General features: G+C 69.5%; 12 protein-coding genes and 1 pseudogene. 5 read left to right on the forward strand and 8 right to left on the reverse strand.

Translation table 11 applies throughout. The features are described from left to right. Positions 1-91: 91 nt before the first annotated feature. Both ACWGKT_RS42225 and ACWGKT_RS42230 read right to left on the reverse strand, forming a co-directional pair. Positions 92-763 (reverse strand): hypothetical protein, encoded by a 672-nt coding sequence (locus ACWGKT_RS42225; protein WP_453277866.1) that lies wholly within the window; start codon positions 761-763, stop codon positions 92-94. Between the two features lie 412 nt (positions 764-1,175). Then, on the reverse strand, positions 1,176-2,000 hold the full coding sequence (locus ACWGKT_RS42230) for a hypothetical protein (RefSeq protein ID WP_453277867.1): 825 nt from the start codon (positions 1,998-2,000) through the stop codon (positions 1,176-1,178). 705 nt (positions 2,001-2,705) lie between these two features. On the opposite strand from ACWGKT_RS42230, the gene ACWGKT_RS42235 reads away from it, so the two are divergent. Further along, positions 2,706-3,089 (forward strand): hypothetical protein, encoded by a 384-nt coding sequence (locus ACWGKT_RS42235; RefSeq protein ID WP_453277868.1) that lies wholly within the window; start codon positions 2,706-2,708, stop codon positions 3,087-3,089. 1,281 nt (positions 3,090-4,370) lie between these two features. Here ACWGKT_RS42235 and ACWGKT_RS42240 read toward each other — a convergent pair. From ACWGKT_RS42240 to ACWGKT_RS42265, 6 genes are all read right to left on the reverse strand, one after another. Further along, positions 4,371-4,577, reverse strand: coding sequence for a hypothetical protein (locus tag ACWGKT_RS42240; protein WP_453277869.1), 207 nt, complete (start codon positions 4,575-4,577; stop codon positions 4,371-4,373). Between the two features lie 349 nt (positions 4,578-4,926). Then, positions 4,927-5,202, reverse strand: coding sequence for a hypothetical protein (locus tag ACWGKT_RS42245; RefSeq protein ID WP_266548680.1), 276 nt, complete (start codon positions 5,200-5,202; stop codon positions 4,927-4,929). A 1,561-nt stretch (positions 5,203-6,763) separates the two neighbouring features. Then, entirely contained in the window at positions 6,764-6,985 is a 222-nt protein-coding gene (locus ACWGKT_RS42250) for a hypothetical protein (RefSeq protein WP_453277870.1), read from the reverse strand. Positions 6,986-7,163: 178 nt separating this feature from the next. Continuing rightward, positions 7,164-7,808: a hypothetical protein gene (locus ACWGKT_RS42255; RefSeq protein ID WP_453277871.1), complete on the reverse strand. Its 645-nt coding sequence runs from the start codon at positions 7,806-7,808 to the stop codon at positions 7,164-7,166. A gap of 598 nt (positions 7,809-8,406) precedes the next feature. Further along, complete coding sequence (locus ACWGKT_RS42260) at positions 8,407-10,716, reverse strand: bifunctional polysaccharide deacetylase/glycosyltransferase family 2 protein (protein ID WP_453277872.1); 2,310 nt, start codon at positions 10,714-10,716, stop codon at positions 8,407-8,409. A 16-nt stretch (positions 10,717-10,732) separates the two neighbouring features. Beyond that, positions 10,733-11,209, reverse strand: a complete 477-nt coding sequence (locus ACWGKT_RS42265) for a hypothetical protein (protein WP_453277873.1) — start codon at positions 11,207-11,209, stop codon at positions 10,733-10,735. 1,052 nt (positions 11,210-12,261) lie between these two features. Here ACWGKT_RS42265 and ACWGKT_RS42270 point away from each other — a divergent pair. The 4 genes and pseudogenes from ACWGKT_RS42270 to ACWGKT_RS42285 form a co-directional block, all read left to right on the forward strand. Further along, the gene (locus ACWGKT_RS42270; RefSeq protein WP_453277874.1) at positions 12,262-12,894 is read left to right on the forward strand and encodes an RNA polymerase sigma factor; all 633 of its coding nucleotides are present in this window, start codon (positions 12,262-12,264) and stop codon (positions 12,892-12,894) included. Between the two features lie 90 nt (positions 12,895-12,984). After that, entirely contained in the window at positions 12,985-13,755 is a 771-nt protein-coding gene (locus ACWGKT_RS42275) for a hypothetical protein (RefSeq protein ID WP_453277875.1), read from the forward strand. A gap of 141 nt (positions 13,756-13,896) precedes the next feature. Further along, positions 13,897-14,406 carry a molybdenum cofactor biosysynthesis protein gene (locus tag ACWGKT_RS42280; RefSeq protein WP_453277876.1) on the forward strand — a complete coding sequence of 170 codons (510 nt, stop codon included), beginning with the start codon at positions 13,897-13,899 and terminating at the stop codon, positions 14,404-14,406. 401 nt (positions 14,407-14,807) lie between these two features. Then, positions 14,808-14,906 (forward strand): annotated as a pseudogene (locus tag ACWGKT_RS42285) (cold shock domain-containing protein); the annotation flags it as partial. Positions 14,907-15,091 lie beyond the last annotated feature (185 nt).

The raw sequence follows: 15,091 nt of genomic DNA on the forward strand, positions 1-15,091 counted from the left end.
CCTCTCATCAGGCACTCCGGAGCTTTCGATGTTCACTCCGGCATAGAAACACAAGCCACAGAGTCACAACCAGCCACTTTCGACACACGCCCTAGGAGGGGCGGGCGTGACTGGCGTGGGATCGGATGAGATCCGGGTCGGAGGGCGGCTGAACGGCGGGCTTCTGTGATTTGATCACACCCGGATCGATATGGATGACGTGAGCGCGTCCGTCCGTGTCGAATTTCTGGTACGTGCGCCGGTAGTGCGCATTGTTGTGGGCGTCGACGGTCGAATCCTTGTCGCCCTTCACCTCTTGCGCCACGAGACCGGTATGCAGCTTGTTCGAGTAGTCCGAATTGAAGATGACCACCATGTCGCCGGGCCGAGCCTTGGCGGGATCGTCGCCGACGTCCGCGCCGAGATCGTAGTCCATGATGAAGTCGTAGAGACTTCGGTAGCCGATCAGGTCCGAGATCAGCAGGAGATCGTATTCCTTGCCGTTCGGCGCCTTGTAGTGGTAATAGGAGTCTTGAGGATCACCCGGCTTCAGTCCGGGGACAAGGCCGCCCGCGGCAAGGGCGCGAGCGACGAACTCGGCGCACTCGAAATAGGGCTGCGCCTGGCCGTCCTTCGCCCGGGGCGTGCTGTCGTCCCATGTGGTCCAGTTCCAGTGGGCATCCGCGTACTTGACGGCCGTCTCGCGCCATTCGTCGGAAGCCCGGGCGGTTTTCTGTGTTTTCTGGTGCCCGACGGGAACCGCTTGCACGGGACCGGCGCTCATCCCCACTAGTGCAACTCCCAGGGTGACAGCGGGAAAAGTGTGAAGGGATTTACCCAGGAAGGACATGGCGGTCACCTCTCGGCAGTTCACAGGTATCGCGCGCGGTCGTGCACTTGCGCGGCGACACGCTGCCGCGCCTCACGACGATTTTGTCCGCGGAGCAACCTCATACCAGGGTCCGGCTCGAAAACTCACTCGGTAGGCCGAAGGAAATCTCCTCCACTCATTTTCTGAGCTCCGCCCCGGCGTGTCGCTGAGCGAGGCTTCCGCTGCCCACTGCGCCGCCTCGCACGGAGGCCGCGACCGAAGGAGTGGCCGACAGGTGGAGGTACCGTCCTTGCTGATCGGCTACGGAACTTGATCGAGTGATGAGGGGTGCGGCGAACGTGCGATGGCCTGGATGTCCCGCCCTTCAGCGGCGGATCGGTTGCAGGCGCTCGATGTGGTCGAGGTCACCGGCGAGCAGGTCGCTGTGGGTGATGGTGAAGTCTCCGTTGGGCAAGGCCTGCCCTTCGCCGTAGCGCCTGCCCACGACGGCGCCGGGGAGGAAGGCGCGCAGGCGGTGACGCATGTCCCCGGGGTAGTGGACGGGGGTACCCCAGCCGGCGGGGGCCTGGTCCGTGGAGAACAGGACCCAGTGGTCCAAGGGCACGGCGGCGTCAAGGTCCGGCGCCTTACCGGTGTGGCTGTCCAGGGCCGGCACGGTCAGCCGGTCAGGGTCGAGGGGCTGGTACCACAGGAGCAGTGGCTTGGCGCTTTGCGCGTCGGCGTTGTCGAAGCAGCACACAGCGATGGTGTGGTCGGGGAAGTGGTCGGCGTAGAAGCGTAGAAGGTCGGGGTCGAGATCGGGGCGCCGGTGCGGCGGCACCTGCCGCAGCGCGGCGGGGACTTCGGTGGGGTCTTCTGCCAGGAGCACCGTGTAGACGTCGTGGTCGAAGACCTGGACGGGTTGCGGTTCCGCGCTCATCCACTCGATGTCGTCGGCTGCGGCGGCGACGGGTTCGACGGCGGCGACCATGCGGTGCAGGACGTCGCCGGTGCGCCCGGCGGAGAGGAAGTGCCGGGGGGTGAGCTGCCTGGTGGGCAGGTGCAGCAGCATGGCGTTCGGGCCGTCCGCCAGGTTGACGGCGGTGTTCTGGTAGCCCAGGACGTGGATGAGGCCGTGCACGTCGTGGTGCTGCCGCCCGCAGTACACGATCGTGCCGGAGAACGCGGCCTCGCCGGTGGAGATACACATGGCGGCAAGGTACCGCCCCTGTCCGGCGGCAACGGAGGGGATTGACGCGCCAAGGACCACCACGGCCGGTGTACACGCTCTACGCGGAGCCCGGCTCCCAATCGTCGTCCCGGCAATGCATCTTGCGCGGGCCCCGGTCTCCGTGCCCCTCAGCTGCCGAGGGCCGGACCGGCGCCGGCCATGCAGCCGTCGACCAGGTGCGGGCGGTATTGGATCTGCTTGAGCCGGTGTTTCACGGGAATGTATCCATGCCGCAGTGCAGCGCGTACGCGCACCCCAAGGGATTGCGGTATCGACACGCGAGGTGTTGGGCGAGTTTGTACGTGATCTGTCCGGCAGCCGCCGTGGAGGTACCGCCGAACGAACGCCAACGCATATTCGGCAACGAACACCCGCGGCATCTCGTTCTGGGAGCCGAGCACGCCTTGCGCTGCGTCCTTGATCAGGACCCGTCCGAGGCAGGCCCGGTCGGCCTCCCCAGCGGCGGCGCCGACATGAGCACGCCGTCGGGGGCGCGCCCTGTGCGTGTGCCTGGCCACCCGACGGCCCGGAGACGGCGCACCAGCCGGAGTCACCGCCCTCGGCCACCAATACGCCTCAACTGAGGTTACGCAAAGGGGCGTTGGAGGAATTGCCGCCAAGACCGCGCTTCGCGACACTGGGCGGGTCCGACTCCCCACGACCTGCACATGACAGGTGAGGACTATGAACACACGAAGAATGATCGCGCTCGCCGCGGCAGCCTCCGCCGCGGCCGGAGTGCTGCTCGTTCCCGCGACTCCGGCCGCCGCCACAGCCACGTACTGCCGCGACCACCTCAAGTCCATCAACGGAACCGACCCCAACGGCCATTGGCCCCCCTACAGCTCCACCTACACCACGTCCTACTGCAACGACATCAACGTCAAGGTCAACCAGCAGACCGAGGTGGAGACCTGCTTCGCGCCGTCCAGCGGCGGCTACTACTGCAACGGCTTCCGCACGCTCTACGCCAATACCTGGGGGCTGGCGGCCACCGACGTCAGGGACGGCACCAACTTCTGGCTGATATTCGGGAGCACCACCGTCCAGGGGGTCGCCGCCTACTGACCACCACAAAGGACTCCGGTGGGAAGCCGGTACGGCCCGCAGGCCCCCACGCAATTCCTGGTGCGACTCATCGAGGGGTGCACATCCATCGCACGGCGGCATCGGCCACGTCGACCAGTATGACGCGGACAGGCGAGCGGCCTCCGCGGACCTCAATACGCAGGTCGGCCGCCGGCATCGCGTACCGCTCTTTTCCATCCTCGTCAGCCGGATCCGGACAGCTTCGCCGGGCCCGGCTGACGGCCCGTGCACGACAGGTCGGCCGAGCGGTGCCGCCGATGGCGGGCTCGATCCCCGTACAGAGACCTCTGGGGGCTCAACTTGCTTGAACGGTCCGGTAGGCAGAAGAGAGACGGCCGGGCGGCGCGCTGACCGCGACGCTGGACATCTTCGAACTCCTGGCCGTCCACCGGCCGAGGAGCACCGGATCCAGCTCCCAGTCTCCACCCCCGGGCCATGGTTCACATCCGGGGAATGCCGGACGTCGGGCGGAGTGTCTGTTGTCGTTCCGAATCTGATGGGGGCATTTTCACTCGTGAGGCGTGGGGTCGGCGATTCGGTGGGAGGGTGTCGTGTCACCGCTCTCCGGGAGATTGTGAATGCCGTCGGTCCTCGGACTACTGGGACAGCACGCACTCGCCGCGTGCCGTCGAGTCGACGTGATGAGGAGGCCACCCCAGGTGTGGCCATGCGACAGGACGTGCACAAGGCCTGCGCACGGTTGTGGCACCAGGGCGAGCACAAGTCGCGTGGCTGGCGTCCGGTGTCGGGAACGGGCTCGGTGCACACCGTGCACTGGCCCGGCGCGGCGACGGCGCCAGGCGTTGACGGAACTGGCGAACCCGGTCTTCGTCCTCTCTGCCGTACGGCTCGGCGTCGGCTTCGCGGCCTCAGTCAGTTCGGCGGATTCGGCCCGGAAGGCGGTCAGGTCCCGGCGGCAGGCGCCGAGCAGGTCCAGGTGCTCTTCGACGGGTCAGCAGGCGAGCGTTGCCGAACGCGTGCGATACAGGCCGCGGTGTCAGTCCCGCTATCGGTCGCCGGTGTCGAGTAGCAGGTAGCCGGCCAGTTGGCAGACTGAGGGCATGGACATGCACAAGGTGACCTTACGAACGATAACGCCGACGGGCCTGTCTTCGAGACGGTCGGCGTCCACCATCGCGACTGCCGCGGTGTCGAGACGGGCGCGGGCGATCCACCCAACGGTGGACCGGGTGCCGTCACCACATACCCACCGCGCCGGGTGCGCCGACCGGACTGGTTGCCCATCCGTGCGCCGACCGGTCAAGTGATGGCCTGCGAGGTCCCGTCAGGCAGCGCGCAGGCCAAGCCGTCGTAGGGGCGTGAAACGATCTGTCCGCCGGCGGCCGTGCAGTCGTCTCTGGAGATGTTCGGAGACGAGGCGGCTCCGGCGCTGGCAGCGCCGACGGCGCTCACGCCGACAAGGGTTGCCGCGGCCAGGGCGAGGCCCAGGATTCTTCGCATGCGCATGGCTTCCTCCTCCACTCAGGCGCCTTCGTTCGGCCTTCGGGAAGGACAAGTCTCAAGACGACGGCGCCCTCTTACTCAGCATGGGCGCTCCGCATGAGGCCCGCGAGGCGAGGCTGGGCGCCACGCCCGGGCGGTGACTGCCCGGCCCCGGAGAGGCACGACGTCACCGCCCTCTACCGGCCGCATCGGTACGCCGCGTGCGCGTCAGCAGGAGCGGGACGACGTCGATGTCCTTGGCGTCGAGACTGCCCACCGGGGCCGCGTTGTGTCCGGGCAGGCCGGGGGTTGAGGAGGAGACGGGCCGTCCCTGCCTCCGACCGGTGCCGGCGGGCGGCTGCCGTGCGGTCCTCTAACGCGGTTCGTGAGCCGCCGCCCGGCAGGCACCGGTCGCGGCGCCGCCCGCCACTCCGGCCCCGGTCAGCCCGGTCACACAACTCTGCAGGTCTCCGACCACGCCACGGCTGCAGGCCGCTGTGACGGAGTCGGAGGCGGTAGCACCGGCCAGTTCGGCCATCTGTGTGCAGGCGGGGATGTCCGCCCGGACCGCGGGAGCGGCGAGGACCGCACCGCCGAGGGTGAGGGTCAGGCCGGTGAGGGCACCGGCGATACGGGTCGACGTGCGCATGGGACGCACCTGCCTTCCGGGATGGTCGCGCGGTCCTGGTCCCGGCGGGCCGGACCGCGCGGTAAGGCCGCCTGGCGGCGCTCGGTGAGTGGTGCCCCGGCCGGCGGGCTCACAGATTGACCGCACGATTCTGCGTCGCATCCATTGAGCCACACCGGGACATGGTCGCCAGGCCGAAGGAGAGGGCCCCGGACCGGATGAGACGCACTCGGACCTCCACTCGCGGGCCCCTCACTCCAGCGTCGCATCCTCTCCCCCGCCCGTCCTGGGCACCCGGGGGCGGCCGCGCTGAGTAACTGCGATTACGCGGAGCGCGGTAGCCGGCCCGTCCGGTCGACCAGAGGCCAGGCCGGGCGGGACGCTGGGCCGTCCGATCCCACCGCCGGGCGCCGCACGGCCAGGGAGGCGGTCGGCCTCCGCTTCCCCGCGAGGTGCTGGCGGCCACTGCGGTGGCACTTCACGGCGAGCGCCGGTGGGCGGCCAGGGAATCGCCGGGGAGAGGAAAGCCCGGCAGGGCCGTGAGGGCGGCGCGGCCTATGCCGGTCTCCAGCATGTCGCCAGACCGGACCGGGACGCTGTGGGACGCGGGTGCTTCCGCCTCGGACCAGCCGCGGACCAAGCGACGTCATTGTGAAACGACTTCGGACGGGTGTGTCCGAGGCCGGTGTCGCGTTCTGGGTTGACGACACCGGCTTTCCGGAACCGCAGAGAAATTCCCGGCTCCACCCTGACCCGGCCCCGTTGTCGTCAAAGGTGAGCCGGCGTGGGCGCACCTCGACCTCTTTCACCCAACAGGCCATCTCGTTGGGCATGTTCGCTAATTACTCATCCTCTAGAGCGCGGAGAGCGGTGAACGAGTCAGCGACAGCCGCTCGCCCCCTGGCTCGCGCCGCCTTGAGTCTCCGTCGCCACAGCAGCTTTGACCGGTGTGGATGCCACAGAGCCTCGTAGACCAAGGCAGTCGCTTCGTTGAGCGCTCGGAGGTACTCGACCTTGACTCCTCCACCGTATTCAGGATCGGGATACTGTTCCCAGCTTCGACGGCTTTCCCTGTAGATGGCAGCCCTTGTTCTCACGTACCAGCTGGCGACTTCCTGAGGGACGCCGGCAATCAATGCGGCTGCTTCGAAGGCATGTTGAGCAGAGCGGAGCTGCCCCCACTCCTCTGGTCTGCCTTCAGACCACACCGCTTCTTCCAAGGCGCTCATGGCGCTTCGGGCAGCTGCACGAGCTTGGCGACGCTCGGGGCCGGCGCTTACGTACTGTGTGACGAGCCCACCCACGCTGCCGGCACCGAGGATCTGCAGGAGTCCGACAAGATCAGCCATCCGGCGAACGTAACAGTGAGCCAGATCGGGGGTGGCCGTTTTCGCAAGCTGGGTCGGTCTTCGGAGCGAGGATGCGCGGATTCCTTCTCTTCGATACAACGCCTGGATCACTACGGCCATCTATGGAGGACGCTCCCTGACTCGGTCGCCATCCAGGAACTCGGGGAGGGCTGACCACGCCCTGAAGCCCATCTGGTCCGCTCGCTGATCCGAGAGGAGCCATCTGAGGAGCATCAGTTCCAAGGCTCCCGGTAGGGGTTTTCGCCCAGCAGCTTCGCTGCGGCCACGCAGAGGTCTTCGCCGAAGAGCTGGTTGCTGCCCCATTCGGAGCCCCACACGTCGGACGCGGCCTGGGCCACAGCGCGCCAGGAGTAGTCCTCATCGCATCGCCACGTGCGGATCTGAGCAGCCATCTCCGGTGTGATCGTCGCCGGTTCAACAGTGTTGTGTGTCATCCCAGCGACCCTAGAGACGTTGCCGAGAGAGTAGCCGCCGGATTGCGCCCTCGCCCGCCCCGCGGCCACGCCCAGGACTTCGCCCTCAGGAATCGGCAGGCACACGACGTCGGGGCACTCCCAGCCCCAGAAGTCGGGAGTGCCATCCGGTGAACCGCCAAGATCCGAATGAGAGGACCTAGTCGAAGAGGTCGAGTTCGTGGAACTCCAGTCCGTCCGGGCCGAGTCCGGTGTTCTGCGCGTGCTCGGCCATCCGCGCGGCGTACTCGGGATCCGCGGCGAGCGAGGTGTAGGTGTCGAAGTCCAGGTCCAGGACTTCGGCGAGGTCCGCGAGGTACACGTCGAGACCGGGGTACATCACGGCCACGTACGGCAGGTCGTCGATATCGGTCACCAGCACCGGGTACTCGCCCGTGGAGTCCGGCGAGCCCAGGTAGAGTAGGCGGCGCGAGTCGCTGCCACCGACAAGCGGCAGGCACACGGCGGGCAGCAGTTCCTCGAAGTCGCCGAACATCGCGGCCATGCCGTCGCAGGAGCCGTACATCCACTCCGCCGTCGCCCCCAGCCCCCGGTCGCCGAGGACGGGCTCGGCCGGGTCCTCGTACCAGCCGACGTCGGCGAGCCAGGAGCCGTCGAAGGCCAGCCAGCGGCGCAGGCTGGGCGGCAGCGGCCGACCGCCGGGCAGCCTCAGCCGGTCGAGCACCTCGGGCGCCAGCGGCACCGGTTCATCGAGGTCTGGGGCGTCGCAGGTGGGCCAGCCCTGCTCCCGGACCCGTTCGATCACCCGGTCGATCAGCGCGGCGCCATGCATGTCCTCGTTCATGCGGTGCACTGTGCCACGGGCCACCGACAACGCAGGCCCCAGGCCGTCTCTTCCGGCTTTTGCCTGACCCGCGCTGCCCGGCACCGCACCTCGCCGCGTCGGCGGAGCACCACGTACGTCCAGTACGCAGGCGCCCCGCCAACACGCCGAGCTTGCCCTCGGCCCTGCGGGCCTGGGGACCCCTTGGCACCGGATGACGCGGGCTTAGCCGGCAGGATCCGAAAGAGACGACGCTCGGCCGAGGTATCCGCAGGTCACCTGCCTAAAGGCCCGCCCTCTCTCCTAGAGCGGTGGTCACTGGAACAGCGGCCCACAGTGGGCTGCCCATCGCTTGCGCTCCGCCCTCACCCACGACCTCGCGGCCGCCAGGCAGCGCATAGCGGACGTGGGGGTGGCGCTGGGCGTCCCCGTCACCATCCGTCGATTCTCGGATGCCGACGACAAGGGTCGGGGTCGGGCTCCATGCCCGGTCTGGGCGTCGGCGGTTCAGCCCGACCTGCATACGCGATCTTCCGAACTGGCGACGACCCCGAGATGGATCCCGGGGTTGTCTCTGCGCCGTGGAACGGCCCTCAACCTCCCCATCACTTCTCTCGGTTCAGTACCACTGCGGTGTCTCGTGCGGTGCGGGCTGCCGGAAGCCGTCGTGGGGCGGGGGCTGGTGGAGGGCGTCGTACGGTACTGGCTGCGGATAGCCCTCGTACGGTGCCGACTGCGTAAAGCTGGGCTGCTGCGGGGTGCGGTCCTCGTGGGGCGCCTCGGCGCCTCCCGGGGCCTGCAGGCTGCCGTACCGCTCCATGCGCTGCCATCGCAGCCGTGAGCCCGACACGGCGGTGAAGACGGACTGGATCACCACCAGGTACATCAACTGCCGGTAGACGAACTGCTGCAGCGGCAGGCTCCACAGCGGCCCCGGGCGTTCTCCGTCCAGGCGGAACGCGTACAGGCCCATGAGGAACTGCAACAGCAGGACGGCTAGCCAGAGCCCGATGACCTGGACCGGGTCGAGGAAGAGCAGCCCGTACAGGGCGAAGATGTCCACGACGGGTGCGAGCAGGGGCAGCAGTAGCTGGAAGAGCAACAGATAGACCAGGCCTCGACGGCCCAGTTTTCCAGCCGGCCCGCGCTGCACCAGCGCGCCGCGGTGCTTCCACATCGCTTGCAGGGTGCCGTAGCACCAGCGGTACCGCTGCCGCCACAGGGCGTTCAGTGACGCGGGCGCCTCGGTCCAGGCCTTCGCGCCCTCCTCGTACACCACGCGCCAGCCGGCGCGGCACAGCGCCATGGTGAGGTCGGTGTCCTCGGCGAGGGTGACGTCGCTGACGCCGCCGAGGGCCAGCAGCGCCCGGCGGCGGAACGCGCCGACCGCTCCGGGGACGGTCGGCATGCATTCGGCGAGGTCGAACAGGCGGCGGTCGAGGTTGAACCCGACCACGTACTCGATGTGCTGCCAGCGGCCCAGCAGGCCGCCCCGGTTGATGACCTTGGCATTGCCCGAGACGGCGCCCACGCGGGGGTCGGCGAAGGGCTGCACGATGGTGCGGACGGTGTCGGGTTCGAAGACCGTGTCGCCGTCGACCATGACCACCAGGTCGAAGGAGGCGGCGGCGAGCCCGGTGTTGAGTGCGGCGGGCTTGCCCGCGTTCCGCTGCCGGATCACCCGCACCGGCAGGCGGAGCGACTCCACCAGGTCGGCGGTGCCGTCGGTCGAACCGTCGTCCACCACGATGATCTCGACCGGATGGTTGGAGGCGAGCAGGGAGCGTACGGCCGCCTCGATCCCGGCGCTCTCGTTGTACGCGGGGACGATGACGCTGACCGGCTCGGTCACCGGCGGCCCCCAGGACCGGGCGCCGCCCTTGGCCCGCAGACGCCGGTGCCGCCGGGCCGCGACCAGCACGACCACCGCACGCAGCACACTGATCGCCCCGGCCGCGTACATCAGCAGGCCCAGCAACCACACGACCCAGTCGCCGGCCTGCAGCACTTTGATGAGGGCGAGCCCCTGCAGATGGTCGCCCAGCCCGGCGCGCTGGACCGGCCCGGCCATGCCGACCGCTGCACCGACCGTCGCGAACCTGAAGCCCTGTGCCTTGAGCCGTGGGATCAGGACGCTCAGCGCGGCGACGGTCTGCGAACGGTCACCACCGGCATCGTGCATCAGCACGACCTGCCCTGCGTGGCCGTGCGGGGTCGCGTTGGCGAGGATCCGGCGCACACCGGGGCGCTGCCAGTCCTCGGCGTCCTGGGTGGTGAGCACCGTGACATAGCCTGCCGCGCCGGCCTGCTGGAGGACGGACCAGTCGGCGTCGTCCAGCGCCTCGTTCTCCGAGGAGTACGGCGGCCTCAGCAGTGCGGTGGTGACCCCGGCTGCGCCGGCCACCGCAAGCTGCGTCTCGCGCAGCTCCAGGGACCGCTGCCAGGGGGCGAGGCGGGCCAGGTCCGGATGGGTGAAGGTGTGGATACCGATCTGATGACCCTCGGCGACGATCCGGCGGACCAGCTCCGGATGGGCCACGACCTGGGTGCCTACGACGAAGAACGTCGCCTGCACATGGTTGCGGCGCAGCACGTCCAGGATGCGCGGCGTCCACACGGGATCGGGGCCGTCGTCGAAGGTCAGTGCGATGGTGCGGGCCTTCAGCCGGGCGGTGTGCGCGGAGGTGGCGGCGTTCGCGATCACCGGGCCACCGTGGACCACCTGGCTGGGCACCGCGTTGTTCCGGCCACGGTCACCGGTCACGCCGTCCGGGGTGATCCCGAACATGTGGTGGGTGTAACCCTGCAGCAGAAGGGCCATCGACAAGGTCACCACGAGCACGCTCAGCAGCAGCCAATGGGCGCGGGGTGTGATCTGGCGGGTGCGGCCGCGACGAGGAAGAGGGTTGCGGAGTCTGCGGTTGGTCACGTCAGGGGGCCTTGTATCACTTCACGGGGTTGTGGGACGAGCCGACCGCGCGGCCCCTGGAGGTGTGATGGGGAGTCGCGGTTACGGTCGGGGACGCGATGCCGCTGGGCGCCGCGGCGGGCACGGGTGTGGCCGCAGAGGTGGCGGCTGCTGTCGGGCGGTCGGCGGGGCCGGAGGTCTTCCGCGCCGCCGTGGAGCGGGAGTTCTTGTGCACTGCGGCAGGGCTCGTGCTCCCTGCGGAGTGGCCTGTGCCGGGGGAGGCGTCGGGCGCGGACACGTGGGGCGTGGTCGGGTGCGTGGAGTCCAGTTGCGGGACGAACGGGGCGTCGAGGCTGGGTCCGCCCAGCACAGCGCTGATCAGCAGGGCGACGTAGCCACCGGCGGGGATGACCAGCAGCCGGGCGGCGCGCAGCACGCGGCGCTGGCGTCGTCCCGAGGAGTCGACGAAGACCGGCCGCACCGACTCGCTCTTCGGAGTGTCCGGTCCTGGCACGGGAGAGCTGGGTGTGTCTAGTTCTGAAGGCGGCACGGTGAGGACATCGCCGTGGGAAGCGTCCCACGCCGTCGTGGCAGGCCCCGGCCCGGCGGCGTAGGGATACGGCCCGGCGGCGTGGGGGCCCGTCCCCGCCACACGGGCGCTTCCCGTCGGGTACATCGGTTGCGCGGGTTGTACCGGGTCCCAGGACAGTGCGGCCGTGCCGCTGGTGGCACTGCCGCTGTGCTCGTAGGCGTACCCGTACCCAACGCCTCCGTACGGATCCTCGCCGTACGCTCCGCCGCTATCGTCCGTCCACTGCACGAGTCGTGCCCCTGTCCTGGCCGACCCACGCAGTCGCCCGAAGTGTAAAGGGCCAACTCGGCCGGATGTGTTACACCTCGACCTCACAGAACAGAATGAATCGACCGAAAACGAATCGACCGGCCGGTAGGGGTGAGTCGGCCAACGACGGAACCGGCAGGACGACGGCATGAGGCCCCCGCTGCTTCAGGGGACACGGCTCGCTGCGGTGGCTGACCGCGACGCGATGGAGAGCCACACTCGGACCCGGAGCGACGACCCCGGTACGATCCGTGATCCACGCCTCACCGCCCGCCGCTGGTCCGATGTGGGGCGGCCGGACCCCGTGAGGTGGGCAGGGTCCGGCCGCCCGCGTGCCTCTCCGTGCCGCTCTCGGGGGGAGTCAAGAGCAACACGGAGAGTGGTCTGGGAAGTGCGCGGTGCCTACGACCGCCGGGCGGTCGACCAGAGCCCGCTCCGCACGGACCCGGCACTCACACAGCGCATGGTCGGCGCGAAGCGTCACCCGGCGGGGACGGCGCCAGGCGCCGGATCAGCGCAGCGCCGACGAACCGCCGCGCCCGCTTGGTCCCGGCCGGGGTGGCGACACCCCGCTGGCCAGCAACTCCGACGAGAACGCGAAGGACGCCTGGTGCGTTGTGACACTTCTGTTCTGGCTGACGCTGGTCACCATGAGGCCGTCGACGCGACCGGACCACATGGGACGGCACGGACTCGGAATGGATCCCGTGCGAACGAGGACAGTCTTGGGCCAGGCACGACACCCCGGGCGCGTACAGGTGAACGACCAGAACTTGACTGTGGCAGTCGCAGGCGCCCAGGACGGCGACGAGGCGGCCTTCGCGGTCGCCTACCGGATCGTGCAGCCAGGCCTGCTCGGCTATCTGCGCGGACTCGTCGGCGACGACGCCGAGGACGTGGCATCCGACGCCTGGCTGGAGATCGCCCGCGACCTCGGACGGTTCAAGGGCGACGGAGCCGGGTTCCGCGGCTGGACCGCGACCATCGCCCGGCACCGGGCGCTGGACCATCTACGCCGCCAGCGCGTGCGGCCCCGGACGGGCGGGACCGAGCAGGACGTGCTGGACCTCCCCAGCCAGCACAGCACGCATGAACAGGCCCTTGAGTCCCTCTCCACCGGGCAGGCCCTGGAACTGGTCCGCGGGCTGCCGCAGGACCAGGCCGAGGCCGTGCTCCTGCGGGTCGTCATCGGTCTGGACGGCCCCACCGCCGCACGCGTCCTCGGCAAACGCCCCGGAGCGGTGCGCACCGCCGCTCACCGAGGCCTGAAACGCCTCGCCCGCCAACTGGGCGTCGGCGACGAAGTCGGAGAAAGCGTGACGGATGCGGCTTCCCGGGCGCTGGGAGAGTCGGCATGAACGACGCCGGCAGCAGAGGGCAGGCAATCCAGGCACCAGGGTCCGGCGCCCCGAATGAATCGAGCACGTCGGACAGGAACGGAAACGGACATGGGTGAGCGGCTGAGCGGCGACGGAGTTCCCGGCCGCCGCCGCGTGCACACCGGCGGCACGTCGGGCCCTGGGGACGTGCGCGACGACTCCGCGCTGGAGGCAGTGCTGGCCGCCGTCATGCGCGGAGGTGATCTCGACCCCGAGGCCGAACAACGGGCGGTGGCCGCCTTCCGGGCCGCTCGCGACGCGGGCGCGCACCGTGCACGCACCCGGCGCCGGAACGACTGGCGGCTGCCCGCGGGGCAGCGTGCCGGGCGTCGTCTCAAGACGACGTTCGGCGCGGTGTTCGCCAGTGTCGCCCTGGGCGGTGTCGCGGTCGCTGCCATCGGTGCGGTGGGCTCATCCGCAGGCGGTGGCGACCGGGGGGCGGCGCACCCGTCGGCGGCCACTTCGGACCGACCGGGCGCCTCGTCGGCGTCGTCCGGCGGCCTCGGACCGGCGAAGCGCCCTGCCACCGCCCAGGACACCGAGGCCCACTGCCGCAGCTACGAGCAGGTGAAGGACGGCGGCAAGGCGTTGGACTCGACGGCCTGGCAGCGACTCGTCGCCGCCGCGGGCGGGCGGGACAAGGTCGCCGCGTACTGCTCCGAGCAACTCGCGCGGGCGACAGCCGCGCGGAGCGGGCCGGGCCCCACGGGCGCTGCAGATTCCGGCAAGGGCCCGGCAGGGAACACCGGCGCCTCCGGCAACGCACACGGTGGCGCGGACAACGCTGCCGGAACGAGCGGCCGGACAAGCAGCGCCAATGGCAACGGGAAGCACAAGTAGTGGTAGATCCAATGGCGGCAGCGCAATGCAGCCGCAGCTGAACGTCGGCTCTACGGCCAAGCAGCGGTGGTTGCTGTAAAGCAGCCGAATACAGCGACCACCGCAGACGCTCGCCGGCGCCCACGCATTAGGGTGGACGGCATGTCCGCGGTGGAAGTCGTGCAGTTGCTGGTGTCGCCGGTGCACCGGTACATGGGGCGGCCGTCCGAGGGACCCTCAGCCGCAGCCGGGGAGGAACTGGTCCGGAGAGTCGAGGTACAAGGGAACCTGGGCATCGTGGGCGACCGCTACTACGCGCGCCCAGCTCATCGCGACGCCGCCGTCACGCTCATGTCGGCAGAGAACCTGCCACTGGACATCAATCCACAGACGGACCTCGGGCTCACCCGCCGGAACATCCTGCTCCGTGGCGTCGATATCGACGCGTACGTGGGCTCGACAGTGTCGTTGGACACCGGCGCGGGCCCCGTCCTACTGGCCGTCCACCGTCCGGCCCGGCCGTGCGCATGGATGGACGCCGTCGTCGGTCCGGGCGCACAGCGCGCCCTGCGGGGCAAGGGCGGCGTACGGTGCACACCGCTGACGGACGGCGTACTCACCGTCGGGATGGCGGAGTTCGCGGTCTTGGAGGAGGAGCGGAGCCCGGCTTAGCCAACGTGCGCTCGCGTCTCCCAGATCGTTTGTGCCCCTTCCCTGGGACGGCCTACGCAGCCCTTGGCCCCTCTTCTCGACTCGGTGGGTCGTGACGTTGGTGTCTGGTGCGGCGGCTAGTTCGGTGCTCAGTGAGTGCCTGACGCGAGGTCGCGGGCCGCGTGGGCGAGCAGTTCGCTGAGGTACGCCTCGTTGGACGTCGGCGGGCGGATGCGCCACTCCCCCAGTGTGTCCCGTACGGTCTGCGCACCCGCGTGCGCCTGCTGAGCCAGGTCGTCGTCCAGGGCGGCGGTCTCCCAGTCCTGGGCACGCCCGCCCCCTGGAAGAGCGAAGGCTCTCCAGCCGCCAGCACAGTAGGTCCGGCCCGGCCTGTTCGCGGCGTCGGTCAGGTCTTGGCCACCGCGTCCGCCTTCCGTGAGCTCCAGGAAGGCCAGGCCGTCACCTTCGTCATCACCCAGGGCCTGAACAGCCCGCAGGCGGCGAACATCACCCCCGCCTGACCGGATGTACAAGCCAGATGCACGGTGTCCTCTGAGCGCTCGCGCCAACGGCACCGTGCATCGCGGCGCAGCAGCCGACCGGCTTCAGCTGAGTCCGCCGCTGCTCAGGGCAGTGCTCCAGGCAGCGACACCGGCGGGCTACGCGGCCGCGAGGTCAACCTTGCCGGAGGAGACCACGGTGCGCT

The sequence above is a fragment of the Streptomyces sp. NPDC054794 genome (assembly GCF_053611585.1).